Below are 14,026 nucleotides of genomic sequence, written 5' to 3'. Positions count from 1 at the left end.
GAAATCATGACGATCCTGACGGTCGTCGTTCTGACCTTTATCGTTGCGACCATTTGGTTGAAGTTGAAAAATCGCAACAAACAACACAAGAATAAGGAGTAAGTCAGATGTATTATGTGAACAGGCAGCAGATTGAAATTCGTCTGCAGTTTATCCCCGAGATTATTCGGGTGCTTCGATCGCTTCAGCAGACAGACCCCGAAAGTCCGCTTTATCTTTTTGCCGAGGAAAGAGCATTGCATTTGGCTGTGGAGACCGTCACGGATATCGGAAGTTATTTGATCGACGGCTTTTTGATGCGGGATGCGAGCAGCTATGAGGATATCGTTGAAATTCTGCGGGACGAACAGGTTGTTTCTCCCGATCTGGCCCGGCCGCTGCTGGAGCTGGTCGAACTGAGAAAACCGCTGGTTCAACAATATTTTGACTTGGAACGGGACAGATTGCTTCCAGTGGCCCATGCTCTTTTGGAGGTTCTGCCGCAATTTGCGGATGCTGTTCGTGAATATTTGGAAGCAAATGGTTAATTCTGTCAGGTGGTGGCACAATGAAAAAAGCAGCGGAATACTCAACCCGCAAGCAGTTGGTTACGATGCTCAAAAAGCAGGGCTCTTTGAGCGTGAATGAAATGGCCAAACAGTTGGGAATCACCGAGATGGCCGTCCGTCGGCATCTGAACACGCTGGAGCGGGACGCACTTCTTGAATCCGTGCTGGTCAGGCAGGCGATGGGCAGGCCTGTCCGCATGTATTCGCTGACCGGCTTGGCTGACGAACTTTTCCCAAAAAATTATCATGTTCTGACCTTGGATTTGCTGAAGGAGCTGGAGGAAGCCGTTGATGAGGATCCGGTGGGAAACCTGTTTGAAAGGCGAAAGGATCGACTTTTGCGCAAGTACAAAGCAAGAATGGAAGGAAAAAACCTGAAGCAGCGGGTTGTTGAAATGACCGAAATCCAAAATGAACAAGGGTATATGGCCGCTTGGGAAATTCATGAGGATGGCGGTTTTGTGATTCGGGAATTCAACTGTCCGATTTCACAGGTGGCGCAGCAGTACGGGCAGGCGTGCAGATGCGAGTTGGATTTGATTCGGACGCTCTTGGAGGCTGAGGTAAAGCGCAAGGAATGCTTGGTAAATGGCGGAAATAAATGCATGTATTTGGTAAGTAATAAAATATAGGAGGAAGAATAATATGACGACAGAAGACAAAATCAAGCTTACTTCTTATTCAACAAAAGGCGGATGCGGCTGCAAAATCGGTCCGGGCGATCTGCACCAAGTCCTTCGCAATTTGCCGGCAGGCGAACCCAATCCCAATCTGCTTGTCGGTTTGGATACGAATGACGATGCGGGTGTATTCAAATTGAACGACGATTTGGCGCTGGTTCAGACAGTCGACTTTTTCACGCCGATCGTGGATGATCCTTATTCATTCGGCCAGGTTGCCGCCGCAAATGCGTTGAGCGATGTTTATGCGATGGGCGGAACACCGTTGACCGTGCTCAATATTGTCGCTTTTCCGATCAAAAAATTGGACAAGCAAATATTGTCCGAAATTCTTCGGGGAGCCGGCGACAAGGTCAAGGAAGCGGGCGCGACGCTGGTCGGCGGGCATTCCATTGACGACAACGAGCCGAAGTTCGGTTTGGCCGTAACGGGTACCGTTCACCCCGACCGCGTGCTGACCAATGCGGGAGCCAAGCCTGGAGACCGGCTGATTCTTACGAAGCCGATCGGAGTCGGTATTTTGACGACTTCAATTAAGAAAAACCTGGTGAGCGATGAAGAGATCGACCGGGTGACGAAGATCATGGCTGCCTTGAACAAAACGGCCTCCGAGGTGATGAAGGGTTATGAGGTTCACGGCTGTACGGATGTGACCGGCTTTGGTTTGTTGGGCCATACGTCCGAAATGGCCAAGGGAAGCGGGGTCGGCATCCGGATTTACAAGCGGCAGGTGCAGGTGCTTCCGAGAGTCCGAGAATTGGCCGAGCAAGGGCAAGTGCCGGGCGGCACCAAAAGCAATCACGAGCATCTCCAGGGTGCGGTTCAGTTTCCCGAGGGGATGGATTTGATCGATCAATGGATTTTATGCGATGCCGTTACTTCAGGGGGACTGTTAATTTCCGTCGCACCGGGCGATTCGGAAGCGCTGCTGAAGGAGCTTCATGACAGCGGTGTTCCCGCGTTTGAAGTCGGCGAAGCGGTGGCCGAGCATCCCGGACAAATTCTGGTGCTTGAATAAAGAGTATTCTGATGTAACTGATAAATCAAAGGAGCGAATCGGCATTGATTCAGGATGTTCATGTAGAGGAACTTGTCAATTTGATACGAACAGGCAAAGTCACTGCGGTTGACGTCCGTTCCCCGCAAGAATACCGCGAAGCGACGATTCCCGGCAGCTTGAACATTCCGCTTTTTGATGATGAAGAGCGCAAGGAAATCGGCATATTGTACAAGCAGGTCAGCATTCAGGCCGCCAAGGAAAGGGGACTGGAGATCGTTTCCCGGAAGCTTCCGGACTTCATCAAAGCCTTTGCGCAAATATCAGGCAGAAAGGCGGTATTTTGTTGGAGGGGCGGCATGCGGAGCAAGACGACGGCAACCGTGCTGTCGTTGATGGGCATACCTGCGTACCGTCTTCATGGAGGGTATCGGGCTTACCGCAAATGGGTGGTCGATTCTCTGGAAGCTTACCGTCTCAAGCCTTCCGTCATCGTGATTAACGGCTATACCGGCACGGGAAAAACCAAAATCCTGCGGATTCTTTCGGAAAAGGGATATCCGGTGATTGACCTGGAAGGATTGGCGCAGCATCGCGGCTCGATCTTCGGGCAAATCGGTCTGGAGCCGAACAATCAAAAAACCTTTGACGCCCTGCTGCTTGAGCGGCTTGCCGAAGTCAACGATGCACCTTATGTGCTGATTGAAGCCGAGAGCCCGCGGGTCGGCAAAGTCGTGCTTCCCGAGTTTCTGATTCGAGCCAAGGAAACAGGCGTCCAATTGTTCCTTGAAATGCCGGTTAAGGAAAGAGTCCGCCATATTCTTGAGGATTATGAGCCGATCCGCCATCACGAGGCGTGTTTGGCGGCTTTTATGCGGATTAAGCAGAGAATTCATACTCCCGCAGCCAAGGCCATTGAGGAAGACCTCAAAAACGGGCGGTATGATTCTGCAGTAGAAGCGCTGCTGGCTTATTATTACGATTCGCGGTACGAATACGCGGTTCGCGAATATGCGGGCGAACGCATCAAGTTGAAAGTGAATCATGCGGAGGAAGCCGTAGAAAAGATTGTCGGGTTTCTGGAGCGCGGCATGCTCGCTCCGGCCGGGCCGGCGGCAACAACTCAGTGAAATTTGTTCAAAAGGTGTCTGGAGAGAAAAGGAAATGGTGCGGAAAGTTCAGGGGCTCGGTTTAAGGCCTCTCCAGCTCCCGCTTCAGCAGGTTTTCGAATTGGTCGGCGGGCAGCGACTTGCTGACGAAATGGCCCCGAATCTGATCGCAGCCCGAGGATTTCAGAAATTCCAGCTGCTCACGGGTTTCCACTCCTTCAGCCAGAGAACGTATTTTCAGCTGCCGGGACATGGAAATCAAGGCTGTGACAATCGCTGCAGTGTCTTCATTCGTTGAGACATCCTCGATAAAGGTGCGATCTATTTTAACGAGAGCTGCTCGATCTGCTTTGCGGAAATGTTGACGGAAATGCTTAAATGCGGAAATCCTTGATTTTGCCAACATGATGGCCGAGGGTATCGTTGATGTTTTTGAAACGGTCCAAATCCAGAAAGAGGATCGCGGCCATTTTGCCCGTAGTCCGCGAGTCCTTCAATGTCGACTTCAGATGTTTATTGAACATGAGCCGGTTGGGCAGATTGGTCAATGCGTCATGGAAAGCCATATGGACGATTGCATTCATGCAGAAAAAAATTGATCGGTTTTCGTATGTATGTTGATTTTTGATAAACTGGAGCGGGGATTGAAAATGGAGGAAGATCGTTGAAGTTCCGTAAATTTTTGTTGGCGAACGGCTTGCATGCGGCATGGGCCATTTCCTTGATCGCTACGCTGGGAAGCCTTTATTTGTCTGAGATTCTGGGGTATGCCCCCTGCAAATTATGCTGGATGCAGCGTATTTTCATGTATCCCCAAGTCATTCTTCTGGGTATTGCGGCTGTCCGGAAAGATTACGGCCAATGGAAATATGTGCTGCCGCTTACCTTGATTGGAGCGGGGATTTCGATTTATCATTATGGCGTTCAAAAGCTTCCTTGGCTGAAGGAAGGCGGGACAGCATGCGGAATTATTCCGTGCAACATCGAGTATATCAATGTGTTTGGGTTTATTACGATTCCTTTTCTGGCGGGTACGGCGTTTATTCTTATTTCGCTGATCGTATGGTTAACCGGCCGTGCGTCGAAATAAACGTCCCGGCGATGAAGCGTATTGCGCAAGGCCGGCAGTTGGATTATCATTGATGATATTATTCTAAGATAGGCCAATGGAGTAGCGCATTGTTTTTTCGTTACATATGCTGATGGTGTAAATGCGCATATATTTTCAACATGAAAAGGAAGCGGTGTATTCGTGCAGCAAGCAATTGCAGTGCTCGATTCGGGAGTGGGAGGATTGACCGTAGTCAAAGAAGTGATGAGACAGCTTCCGCGCGAGAGGATCATTTATTTCGGAGACACAGCTCGTGCGCCGTACGGCCCCAGACCTTCAGCGGAAGTGGTCATGTTTACGAAGCAAATTGTCGATTTTTTGCTGGAATTCAACCCGAAAATGATTGTTATCGCATGCAATACCGCGACTGCATTGGCCCTTGACGAAATTCGCGCCTACTCGCCTGTACCCGTTCTCGGCGTCATTCATCCGGGAACCCGCGCGGCAATCAAGAATACCGCGAATAACGTCATCGGGGTGATCGGGACGGAGGGAACGATTCGAAGCGGCGCTTATGAGCAAGCGATCAACACCGTTTTACCCGATGCGGTGGTTCACAGCGTGGCATGTCCCCGGCTGGTGCCGCTGGTGGAAAAAGGCTTGTACAGCGAGACGGAATCGAGAATTGCGGTAAGTGAATCCTTAATGCCGCTGAAAGACAAGCCGATCGATTGTTTGATTTTGGGCTGTACGCATTATCCTTTTTTGAGCGATATGATCTCTCATGTGATGGGTTCCGGAGTGAAGCTGATCAGTTCCGCAGACGAAACCGCCAGAGAAATCGGCACCGTTCTGTATCATCGAGGGCAATTGGCGGAGGAGGACGAACGGCCGAATCACCAGTTTTTCTGCAGCGGAGATTCCCATATGTTCCGGAAAATCGCCCAGCAATGGCTGGGACAGGAAATCTCGGTGTCCTCCATGACATGGCCGGAAACGCAAATCATATGAACCGAATGACGAAAGAATGCCGGATGCATAAGCTTCGGCATTCTTTTTTATTCCGGCAAATACAAATAGTAGCATAGGCGAATCAACGAAATAAACCGGAAAAGGGGATTTGATCCATGAGTATTTTGTATGTCGTCAGGACCGGAGATCATCTCGGCAGAATCGCCCGACGGTTCGGCATTCACCGGACTGCGCTCTTGTGCGCAAATCCGCAGATCGGGGATGATCAGGTTGTAGTCCCGGGTGAAATGCTGCACATACCGGAAAACAAACGGAGAATGTATGCCGCCGGTAACGGCGATACATGGAAGGATATCGCCGATCGTTTCGGCGTAGGAATGGAAGAGCTTCTTTCGGCGAATCCCGATCAGGAAAGGGAAGAACCGCTGCCCGGACAGCAAATCGCGATACCGTCGCGCAAAGGAACAGCCATCCACGGATCGCAGACGGAATACGGTTACTTGGAGCTATTGGAAGACATCGAGAGATTCAAGGCCGCGTATCCGTTTGTTCAAGCGGAAATCATAGGCTACAGCGTCATGGGCAGAGAAATCCCCGCTCTCCGGATCGGAACCGGGTTGGCGGAACTGCACTACAATGGGGCTGTTCATGCGAATGAATGGATCACTTCGGCCTTGCTGATGAGGTTTGCGGAAGATTATGCGAAAGCGTATCTTTCGGGTGATTGTATTTTTGGATGCGCGGTGAAAGAACTGTTCGAACAAACCTCTCTCTGGATTGTTCCGATGGTTAACCCTGACGGGGTGGAATTGGTGCTTTCCGGTTCTGCAGGAATGGGTCCGTATAGAAAGCGTCTGCTTGAATGGAATCAAGGGGAGCACAATTTCAGAGGATGGAAGGCGAACATTCGCGGCGTCGATTTGAACGACCAGTTTCCGGCTTTCTGGGAAGAAGAGCGGCAAAGAAGGGGGAAGCCGGGAGCCGGACCGAGGGATTATGCCGGAAGTTCGCCGTTATCCGAGCCGGAGGCAAGAGCCCTGGCCGAATTTACGGAAAACCGGGATTTTCGGCTGGTTATCGCCTTTCATACGCAGGGCAAGGAAATTTACTGGAATTACCGCGAGTTTGAACCTCCCCGATCGGAGGAGCTGGCGGCTCATTTCAGCCGTATCAGCGGCTACCGTCCTGTGCGGCTGACGGGCAGCGATGCGGGTTATAAGGATTGGTTCATCGCCAGGTTCCGCAGGCCGGGATTTACCGTGGAAGCGGGAATCGGCACCAATCCGCTGCCGATTGCCCAATTTGCGGAGATCTATGGCGATTTGAAGGAAGTCATGATCGAAGCGATAAGGGCTGCGGCCGTGCTGTGAACCCCAAGCTCACGAACAAGTGTACCGGTCGGCGATGCATGCGGAATTTGCAAAGTTTGCGGCATATTGCTTTCCGGACGGGCTTTCATTACAATAGGGATACGAACCGGAAGATGCGGGAAAGGAACATGAGCTTTGACGAATGATATTCGAATTTGCGATAAATGCAAGCATATCCGCTTGAAGACGATTGTGCCCAAATTGGAGAAAATGGCCCCCGATGCCGAGATCAAAATCGGATGCAAATCTTACTGCGGTCCTTGTTCCCGCTTTGCCTTCATTTACATTAACGGCCGATATGTGACGGGTAAAACCGAAGAGGAGGCCCTGGAAAAGGTGCGAAAGTATGTAAAATGACTGCCAAATTAAACGCGCGCATCCCGGCTGAATATCGATACCCAATTTTCTAGGTCCAGCTCCGCTTAGGAGCTTTTTTTATTGTCGAATTAGGTAATATGTCGGGAGAAAACGACAAGCTTTTAGTGCTTTTTGTTCAACGCAAGCATTTTAAAAATGGTCGCCTTGGCGGATTTGAAAAAAATGGAACAGGGAATAGAATAGGGTCATCGAAGAAAACACAACACTTCGAGCCGTCTCGACAAAGGCAAAGCTGGCGAAAGTTAGCGGCGCAAAACTACAGGGGCTAAGGCGCGCATATAGCGCGTTATGCCAGCCAGTTACCGAAGGATAAAAGGGTGTTCATGTCATATTTTGCGATCACTGCCCCTCCTTTCGGTAACGAATGGCGGGGTAATTTTGTTCACGGGAGGTGACACGCTCGAATGGCGATCCTCAACCTGGATACGGGCCGTATGTTGGCTTGGGAAGTGCGCGAAGCAAGGTCCTTCGGCAAACGGCTGAAGGGACTGATGTTTACAAGCAGTTTCCCGCCGGGTTGCGCCCTGCATCTGACCCCCTGTCATTCGATTCACACGTTTTTCATGAAGTTTCCCATTGACGCCATTTATCTGGACGTCAACAGGGAAATTGTCGGGATTGAGCAGCGGCTGCCGCCGGGTGTCGTGGGCAAACGCTTCAAGCATGTTGTCTCGGTGGTTGAGCTGCCGGCAGGCACCGTCGAACAAACCGGCACAAAGGTTGGACAAGCAGTCAGTTTTCAAGAAAAAGAAGTGGGTTAACCAAAAATGATGAGGAGATGATTGGAATGTTGAACAAGTTGAAGGGTTTGATTCGTGAGGAAGAAGGTCAAGGATTGACGGAATACGGTCTCGTTCTGGGGGTTATCGCGGTGGCTGCAGTAGGAACGATATATCTGTTCAGAAATGAAATTGTTGCAATTTATCAACAGGCGCTGACCAATGTTAAAAGCCGTCCGAGTGACACCCCTTCAATTTCCTAATAAAGCAAAGCATTCAGGGGAGAAAGATGGATGGAAAAAGGGCCGTACGTTCGTATAAGTATGGCCCTTTAAAATCCAAAGTTACGAATCGCGAAAGGTTACGGGAGAGAAGGGGAATTCCGCAATGTTTTGGATCAATGCCGCCATGCTGGCGATTTTGGCCGTCAGTGTCGTCACCGACCTGAAGAACAGGAAAATCTACAACAAAGTGATCTATCCGGGCTTTGCCGCCGCCTTTATCCTGCAAACCGGCTTGCAGGGGTGGGCCGGACTCGGGGCTGCCTTGGCGGGAAGCGCCGTCGGGTTGGGCCTCCTGTTGATTCCATATCTGCTGGGAGGAATGGGAGCGGGTGATGTCAAGCTTCTCGCGCTGATCGGGGCATTCAAAGGAACCGGCTTTGTCCTGTTCGCCGCCGCCTATATGGCCGTTTTTGGAGCAGTCATGGCGCTGATCGTCCTCCTATTGCGTCCGGGAGCGGGACAATGGATCAGGTCCATCGTTTATTATCTCTATGGGCTAAGATATGGCATCAAACTGCCGGTGGAATTCTCGCGCCGCCGGTTATCCGCCGTCTATCCGTACGGAGTGGCCATCGCCGGCGGGGCGGTTGCCGGCATGTTGCAAAAGGGGTGGTGGGGTTGAAACTGCTGAAGGGACAAGCCGGCCAGTCGCTGATTGAATTCGCGTTGGTCGTGCCGCTTCTTTTTTTGCTGATCGGCGGGATCATTGATTTGGGGAGAATTATGTACATCTATATGCAGCAGGATTTGGTCACTCAAGAAGCCGTCAGGCTTGGCGGGCTGGGCAGAAGCGACGCCTATATCACCTCGTTTGCCGTTAATTATCCCAGCATCACCGATCCTGCAAAGCTGGTTGTGACAATTTCGCCTAAGGATTCGGTCCGCAAATCCGGGGATTATGTAACCGTTACGCTGAAAGAACCGATTACATATGTCACCCCTTTCTTAAACAATCTTCTTCCGTCGCCCTATGTAATCGTCACGAACTCCACCATTCGGGTAGAGTAAGAAAGGGTGGGGAATATGAGAAGCAAAGCTTTGCTTGGACGTGAAGAGGGAAGCGCGATTGTGCTGGTGGGATTGTCGATGGTCCTGCTGCTGGCGATGGCCGGGCTGGTAATTGATCTCGGAACGGTATTCGCCACCAAGGTCCAGCTGCAGAAAACAGCGAACGCCGCGGTGCTGTCCGGAGCGCAGGAGTTGACGAATACGCAATCTGCGGTGACCGATGTGGTGAATCAGGTGCTGACGGACCATGGCGAGCTCAGCAGTTTGGTCAATACTTCGATCGAAATGAAAAAAAAAGTTTCCGTTGACTTGAACCGGGACGTTCCGCTGGCCTTTTCCAAGCTGTTCGGGCTTGCAAGCTTTCCTGTGGGTGCCCATGCGGCAGCGGAGATTCAACCGATGGTCGGGGCGACGGGAGTGGTACCCTTGGGCATACCATCTACAACGGACTTGACCTATTATACGGATTATACGCTGAAGGTGGATGAAACGGGAGTCGATACAGGCAACTTCGGTGTCTTGGCTCTTGGCGGACCAGGCGCCCAAACCTATGAGGACAATTTAAAATACGGCTATCAGAGCAAAATTGAAACAGACGATATTATTGATACCCAAACCGGTAATGTCGCGGGTAAAACGCGGGACGCAATTCAGGACCGGATCAACCGCTGCCCTTACCCGGTCGGCGAAACTTACCACCGGGACTGTCCGCGAACGATTCTAATCCCGGTCTATGACCCTTGGGAGATAAGCGTGAACCAGGTCAAAAAAGTGAAAATAACGGGATTTGCTTACTTTTATATTATGGATCCGATGAATTGGCAGGATAAAACGATTCACGGCATGTTTATCGAATATGCGGGCACGGGAGTTGTCAATCCGGTCGCCAAAAATTACGGTGCATACGGCATCAGACTGACAGAGTAGGGGTTTTGAAATGAGATCAAAAATCATCTTGATCATGGCGATTTTGATGGGATTGGCTACAACTTTGTTGTTCTACAAATACGTCAGCAAATTCAATAATATGGCGCCTGAGGATGTTCATGCCGTGGAAGTGCTTACAGCCAAGGGGCCGATTCATAAAAACCAGATGATTTCTTCCGACATGATCGAGAAGATTGCGGTTCCGGACCAGGGGATTTACAAGCAGGCCGTCAAGGAAGGCGGTCAGGCGATCGGAAAGTTTGCCCTTCAGGAGATTGCGCAAGGGGAGCCGATTCTTGCGGAAAGGCTGGGAACGGTAAAGGAAGAGTCGCTCGTGGTATCCAAAAAGGTCAAGGAAGGTATGAGAGCGGTTTCAATCGGCGTAAATTTCGTGCAGTCGGTTTCCAATTTGATTGAACCGGAAGATTTCGTCGATGTCATTCTGACGGAAAAGCCGAAGGATGCCCCGGAACCTCAGAGCAGCATCGTTCTGGAAAACGTGCACGTGCTGGCGGTTGGCCGGAGAATGGTCGAAGCGACGAAGGATACGGCTTATGTGGAATACAGCTCGGCAACGCTCGAGGTGGAGCTGAAGGATGCGGTGAAGCTGGTCAACTCCGCCGCCAAGGGATCGCTCCAGCTCATTTTGCACAGTAAATTGGTTCCGCCGGCAGCGGATACAAACGGTAAGGGGGTTATGCAGAATGCCAAGTGATGTGCCTCAAAATGATGTACCCGAAAAGGAAAGCAAGCTGAAGGAGAAGCGCGGAGAAATGATTGCCGTTTGCAGCGCCAAGGGAGGGATCGGCCGAACCGTACTGGCGGTTAACCTGGCCGTGGCCTTGTCGAAAAACAACATTCAGGTCGGCATCATGGACGGGGATTTTCAGTTCGGCGACGTAAGCCTGGCGCTTGATCTGCATCCGACGTTTACAATCAAGGATGTGGTCGAGGGCTTGGATACACTGGATGCCTTTGCGCTGGCAGGTTATTTGATTCATCACTCCAGCGGCGTCAAGGTGCTGGCTGCGCCCGACCGTCCGGAATACGCAGATCTGGTTACGCATGAGGTGATCCACCAGGTTTGTGATTACATGCTTGCCCAGCACGATTATCTCATTGTCGATACAGGAGTCGGCCTTCAGGAGAAAAGCCTGCAGCTGATTGAAAAAGCCGATCAGGTGTTCATGCTGACCAATCTGGAAATGGCGACGATCAAAAATACGAAGCTGATGCTGGAAACGATGGAACTGCTGGGCTTGAAAGACAAGGTTCAGGTGATCGTCAATCGTTCCACGATGGAAAGCGTGATTCAGGCGTCTGATGTCTCCGACATTCTTGGGGAAGAGACGCTTGTGTACATTCCCAACCAAATTTCCACCGTATCGCAGTCGTTGAATATCGGCATTCCCTTCGTGATGAATCAAGGAAAAACGGATGTGGCCAAAGCGGTGTTCAAGCTCGCCGAGCAGATGATTTCGCGGCGGGAAATTGCCGTCTTCAAGCCGAAAGCGCCGTCCTTGCTGCAGTCGATTTTTCATAAACCGAAAATGATTTGACGATGATGGCCTGAAGGAGGCAAGCGACAGATGAGTCTGTTGGATAAAATCCAGTCGAGAACCGGTGAACAAGCCGCAGTCAAAATCCCCGAAGAAAATGAACAAGCGCCGAAACAGCCGAAAAAAGATCTGGTCTCGGCTTTTCGCGATTTGAAACGGGCGGAGCCGCCGCAAAGGCCGAAAGCGAATGCTCCCAAAATCAGCAAACATCAGGAGCTTAAAAACCGCCTGCATAAACAGGTGCTCGAAGAATTGAAAGACGAGGATGTCGATGCGATCATTCCCAAGCTGGAGGCCATGACGATCGAAATCATCAAGGAGGACGAAACGTTCCGGGGCACGATCGACCGAAAGAAAGTCATCGATGAGTTGGTAAATGACCTGACGGGCTTCGGGCCGATCAATCCGCTGCTGCTCGAACCGGAAGTTTCCGAGGTGATGGTGAACGGACCGCATCAGGTTTATGTGGAACGCAACGGGAAAATTGAACTCACGCAGGTGCAGTTTCGGGATAACGAGCATGTCATGAACATTATTGATAAAATTGTGGCTCCCATCGGAAGAAGAATCGATGAAAGCAGTCCGATGGTGGATGCCCGGCTTCCGGACGGCTCGCGGGTCAATGCTATCATACCGCCGCTGGCCTTGAACGGGCCAACCGTCACGATCCGGAAATTTTCCAAAGACCCTCTGCAAATCGACGATCTGATCCGTTTCGGCACGGTGACGAAGGAAATGGCGGTTTTTCTGGAGGCCTGCGTCAAGGCCAGGTTGAATATATTCATCAGCGGGGGGACGGGATCAGGGAAAACCACCACATTGAACGTGCTGTCGTCCTTCATCCCGAGCGATGAACGGATTATTACGATCGAAGACGCGGCCGAGCTGCAGCTATGGCAGGAACATGTCGTCTCTCTGGAATCGCGCCCGCCCAATTTGGAGGGCAAAGGAGGGATCAGCATCCGCGATTTGGTTCGCAACTCCCTGCGGATGCGTCCGGAAAGAATCGTCATCGGCGAGGTCCGGGGAGGCGAGGCGCTGGACATGTTGCAGGCGATGAATACGGGACATGACGGTTCGCTGGCGACCGGACACTCCAACAGTCCGCGGGATATGCTCGCACGTTTGGAAACCATGGTGCTGATGGCCGGGATCGAGCTTCCGGTCAAAGCGATCCGGGAACAGATCGCCGGAGCGATCGATTTGATTATCCAGCAGTCCAGACTGAAGGACGGCTCAAGAAAGATCACCCATATTACGGAAGTGATGGGACTCGAAGGAGACGTTATCGTCCTTCAGGATATTTTTGAATATCGGCAGCAGGATGTGTCAGCGGACGGCAAAATGATCGGCAGCCTGGTACCGACAGGGGTGCGTCCGAAATTTTACGAACGTCTCGAGGCATCGGGCATTCACATTCCGGCCAGCGTATTTGTGGAAAGAGAGGAATGGGGCGCATGATATGGCTGATCCACTTAATGTTCATGATGACGGCTTTTCTGTTTTTTTTGTATATCCTGCAAAAGCTGTTCATGTCGAACAAACGTCTGGAAAAACGGATCGAAAGATACTTGGCGGTACAGGACAAAAAAGGGCTTGACCGGAAAAGGTTCAATCTGCTGGTGCAGCTGCAGCTTTACAAGCGCACGGTGCGGGAGCAGGTGTTGACCAAAAAGAAAAACGACAAGCTGGGGCGGATGCTGGAAAGAGCCGGAGTCTCGCTCAAGCCGGAAGAGTACATTTTGTTTCAATGGATAGCCACTGCACTGGGAGGAGGGCTGTTTTTGCTTTTTTCCGGCAGGGTGCCCTTGGTTATTTTAGGGGCAGTGGCAGGCTATATGCTTCCCGGATGGTGGATTCGCCAGAAGCAAAAGCAGCGCTTGAACAAATTCAACGACGGCCTACCCGACATGATCACCACCTTGATCGGATCGCTGCGGGCGGGATTCAGCTTTGCCCAATCGTTGAAGGCTGTAGTTGAGGATTCCGAGTCTCCGATCCGGGAGGAAATCGAACAGGTGTTGAAAGAGATGCAGTACGGCACCACGATGGAGGACGCGCTGCAGCAATTGAAGGAGCGGATGCCGAGCGAGGATCTTGATCTGATGATTCAGACGATCCTGATTCAGAAGCAGATCGGGGGGAATCTGGCCACTGTCCTGCAGACGATCGTGCAGACGATCCGCGACCGAAACCGGATTCAGCGGCAGGTGCAGACACTGACCGCGCAGGGAAAGCTGTCCGGCAATATTATCGCGCTGCTTCCGGTTGCTCTGGGTGTCGTCATCTACTTGATCCAACCTGAATATATTGACACTTTATTTACCAATCAAGTCGGCTGGATTCTGTTGGCTGTCGGTGCTGTATCCGGAACCGTCGGCTGGATTCTGATCCGCAAATTGACCCGAATCGAGGTGTAAGGCC

General features: G+C 51.4%; 19 protein-coding genes and 1 riboswitch. Of the genes, 17 read left to right on the top strand and 2 right to left on the bottom strand.

The features are described from left to right. The first annotated feature begins 107 nt into the window (after window positions 1–107). Genes VF724_RS01285 through mnmH form a run of 4 tightly spaced genes read left to right on the top strand, consistent with a single transcriptional unit; the run spans window position 108 to window position 3,355 of the window. A complete protein-coding gene (locus tag VF724_RS01285) occupies window positions 108–527 on the top strand; it encodes a DUF86 domain-containing protein (RefSeq protein ID WP_371752389.1) in 420 nt (139 codons plus the stop codon). 20 nt (window positions 528–547) lie between these two features. Then, on the top strand, window positions 548–1,180 hold the full coding sequence (locus VF724_RS01280) for a helix-turn-helix transcriptional regulator (protein WP_371752388.1): 633 nt from the start codon (window positions 548–550) through the stop codon (window positions 1,178–1,180). A 13-nt stretch (window positions 1,181–1,193) separates the two neighbouring features. Continuing rightward, window positions 1,194–2,246 (top strand): selenide, water dikinase SelD, encoded by a 1,053-nt coding sequence (gene selD / locus VF724_RS01275; protein WP_371752387.1) that lies wholly within the window; start codon window positions 1,194–1,196, stop codon window positions 2,244–2,246. 44 nt (window positions 2,247–2,290) lie between these two features. Next, window positions 2,291–3,355 carry a tRNA 2-selenouridine(34) synthase MnmH gene (gene mnmH / locus VF724_RS01270; RefSeq protein WP_371752386.1) on the top strand — a complete coding sequence of 355 codons (1,065 nt, stop codon included), beginning with the start codon at window positions 2,291–2,293 and terminating at the stop codon, window positions 3,353–3,355. Between the two features lie 61 nt (window positions 3,356–3,416). Here mnmH and VF724_RS01265 read toward each other — a convergent pair whose 3' ends face one another. Then, window positions 3,417–3,740: an EAL domain-containing protein gene (locus VF724_RS01265; protein ID WP_371752385.1), complete on the bottom strand. Its 324-nt coding sequence runs from the start codon at window positions 3,738–3,740 to the stop codon at window positions 3,417–3,419. Continuing rightward, window positions 3,709–3,900, bottom strand: a complete 192-nt coding sequence (locus tag VF724_RS01260; protein ID WP_371752384.1) for a diguanylate cyclase domain-containing protein — start codon at window positions 3,898–3,900, stop codon at window positions 3,709–3,711. Before VF724_RS01260 ends, VF724_RS01265 begins: the two co-directional genes overlap by 32 nt. Window positions 3,901–3,998: 98 nt before the next feature. On the opposite strand from VF724_RS01260, the gene VF724_RS01255 reads away from it, so the two are divergent. From VF724_RS01255 to VF724_RS01195, 13 genes are all read left to right on the top strand, one after another. Continuing rightward, on the top strand, window positions 3,999–4,424 hold the full coding sequence (locus VF724_RS01255; protein ID WP_371752383.1) for a disulfide oxidoreductase: 426 nt from the start codon (window positions 3,999–4,001) through the stop codon (window positions 4,422–4,424). A gap of 162 nt (window positions 4,425–4,586) precedes the next feature. Continuing rightward, a complete protein-coding gene (gene racE, locus VF724_RS01250) occupies window positions 4,587–5,396 on the top strand; it encodes a glutamate racemase (protein WP_371752382.1) in 810 nt (269 codons plus the stop codon). Between the two features lie 116 nt (window positions 5,397–5,512). Beyond that, complete coding sequence (locus VF724_RS01245) at window positions 5,513–6,727, top strand: M14 family zinc carboxypeptidase (RefSeq protein ID WP_371752381.1); 1,215 nt, start codon at window positions 5,513–5,515, stop codon at window positions 6,725–6,727. A gap of 135 nt (window positions 6,728–6,862) precedes the next feature. Next, a complete protein-coding gene (locus tag VF724_RS01240) occupies window positions 6,863–7,084 on the top strand; it encodes a YuzB family protein (RefSeq protein ID WP_371752380.1) in 222 nt (73 codons plus the stop codon). A gap of 236 nt (window positions 7,085–7,320) precedes the next feature. Next, window positions 7,321–7,412, top strand: a riboswitch (cyclic di-GMP riboswitch). Between the two features lie 97 nt (window positions 7,413–7,509). After that, window positions 7,510–7,866, top strand: coding sequence for a DUF192 domain-containing protein (locus VF724_RS01235; RefSeq protein ID WP_371752379.1), 357 nt, complete (start codon window positions 7,510–7,512; stop codon window positions 7,864–7,866). A gap of 26 nt (window positions 7,867–7,892) precedes the next feature. Further along, window positions 7,893–8,087, top strand: coding sequence for a Flp family type IVb pilin (locus VF724_RS01230; protein WP_371752378.1), 195 nt, complete (start codon window positions 7,893–7,895; stop codon window positions 8,085–8,087). A gap of 124 nt (window positions 8,088–8,211) precedes the next feature. Continuing rightward, complete coding sequence (locus tag VF724_RS01225; protein WP_371752377.1) at window positions 8,212–8,730, top strand: A24 family peptidase; 519 nt, start codon at window positions 8,212–8,214, stop codon at window positions 8,728–8,730. Then, complete coding sequence (locus tag VF724_RS01220) at window positions 8,727–9,116, top strand: TadE/TadG family type IV pilus assembly protein (RefSeq protein WP_371752376.1); 390 nt, start codon at window positions 8,727–8,729, stop codon at window positions 9,114–9,116. Before VF724_RS01225 ends, VF724_RS01220 begins: the two co-directional genes overlap by 4 nt. 15 nt (window positions 9,117–9,131) lie before the next feature. Beyond that, complete coding sequence (locus tag VF724_RS01215; RefSeq protein ID WP_371752375.1) at window positions 9,132–10,043, top strand: pilus assembly protein TadG-related protein; 912 nt, start codon at window positions 9,132–9,134, stop codon at window positions 10,041–10,043. Between the two features lie 10 nt (window positions 10,044–10,053). Then, window positions 10,054–10,758: a Flp pilus assembly protein CpaB gene (gene cpaB, locus VF724_RS01210; protein ID WP_371752374.1), complete on the top strand. Its 705-nt coding sequence runs from the start codon at window positions 10,054–10,056 to the stop codon at window positions 10,756–10,758. Further along, the gene (locus VF724_RS01205) at window positions 10,748–11,602 is read left to right on the top strand and encodes a CpaE/TadZ family protein (RefSeq protein WP_371752373.1); all 855 of its coding nucleotides are present in this window, start codon (window positions 10,748–10,750) and stop codon (window positions 11,600–11,602) included. The genes cpaB and VF724_RS01205 overlap by 11 nt, the downstream gene beginning before the upstream one ends. Before the next feature lie 30 nt (window positions 11,603–11,632). After that, window positions 11,633–13,063: a TadA family conjugal transfer-associated ATPase gene (locus tag VF724_RS01200; protein ID WP_371752372.1), complete on the top strand. Its 1,431-nt coding sequence runs from the start codon at window positions 11,633–11,635 to the stop codon at window positions 13,061–13,063. Beyond that, a complete protein-coding gene (locus VF724_RS01195; protein ID WP_371752371.1) occupies window positions 13,060–14,022 on the top strand; it encodes a type II secretion system F family protein in 963 nt (320 codons plus the stop codon). Before VF724_RS01200 ends, VF724_RS01195 begins: the two co-directional genes overlap by 4 nt. Window positions 14,023–14,026 lie beyond the last annotated feature (4 nt).

The organism is Ferviditalea candida (assembly GCF_035282765.1).
Taxonomy (GTDB): Bacteria; Bacillota; Bacilli; order Paenibacillales; family KCTC-25726; genus Ferviditalea; species Ferviditalea candida.
The sequence above is the reverse complement of the archived record's forward strand: the minus strand, read 5'-3'. Positions and strand labels throughout refer to the sequence as shown.

What these genes read in the sequence shown, in the direction of transcription:
- VF724_RS01285 (WP_371752389.1), top strand. Translation starts at nt 108, where the DNA reads ATGTATTATGTGAACAGGCAGCAGATTGAAATTCGTCTGCAGTTTATC.
- VF724_RS01280 (WP_371752388.1), top strand. Translation starts at nt 548, where the DNA reads ATGAAAAAAGCAGCGGAATACTCAACCCGCAAGCAGTTGGTTACGATG.
- selD (WP_371752387.1), top strand. Translation starts at nt 1,194, where the DNA reads ATGACGACAGAAGACAAAATCAAGCTTACTTCTTATTCAACAAAAGGC.
- VF724_RS01265 (WP_371752385.1), bottom strand. Translation starts at nt 3,740, where the DNA reads ATGTTGGCAAAATCAAGGATTTCCGCATTTAAGCATTTCCGTCAACAT.
- VF724_RS01260 (WP_371752384.1), bottom strand. Translation starts at nt 3,900, where the DNA reads ATGGCTTTCCATGACGCATTGACCAATCTGCCCAACCGGCTCATGTTC.
- VF724_RS01245 (WP_371752381.1), top strand. Translation starts at nt 5,513, where the DNA reads ATGAGTATTTTGTATGTCGTCAGGACCGGAGATCATCTCGGCAGAATC.
- VF724_RS01235 (WP_371752379.1), top strand. Translation starts at nt 7,510, where the DNA reads ATGGCGATCCTCAACCTGGATACGGGCCGTATGTTGGCTTGGGAAGTG.
- VF724_RS01230 (WP_371752378.1), top strand. Translation starts at nt 7,893, where the DNA reads ATGTTGAACAAGTTGAAGGGTTTGATTCGTGAGGAAGAAGGTCAAGGA.
- VF724_RS01225 (WP_371752377.1), top strand. Translation starts at nt 8,212, where the DNA reads ATGTTTTGGATCAATGCCGCCATGCTGGCGATTTTGGCCGTCAGTGTC.
- VF724_RS01215 (WP_371752375.1), top strand. Translation starts at nt 9,132, where the DNA reads ATGAGAAGCAAAGCTTTGCTTGGACGTGAAGAGGGAAGCGCGATTGTG.
- cpaB (WP_371752374.1), top strand. Translation starts at nt 10,054, where the DNA reads ATGAGATCAAAAATCATCTTGATCATGGCGATTTTGATGGGATTGGCT.
- VF724_RS01205 (WP_371752373.1), top strand. Translation starts at nt 10,748, where the DNA reads ATGCCAAGTGATGTGCCTCAAAATGATGTACCCGAAAAGGAAAGCAAG.
- VF724_RS01200 (WP_371752372.1), top strand. Translation starts at nt 11,633, where the DNA reads ATGAGTCTGTTGGATAAAATCCAGTCGAGAACCGGTGAACAAGCCGCA.
- VF724_RS01195 (WP_371752371.1), top strand. Translation starts at nt 13,060, where the DNA reads ATGATATGGCTGATCCACTTAATGTTCATGATGACGGCTTTTCTGTTT.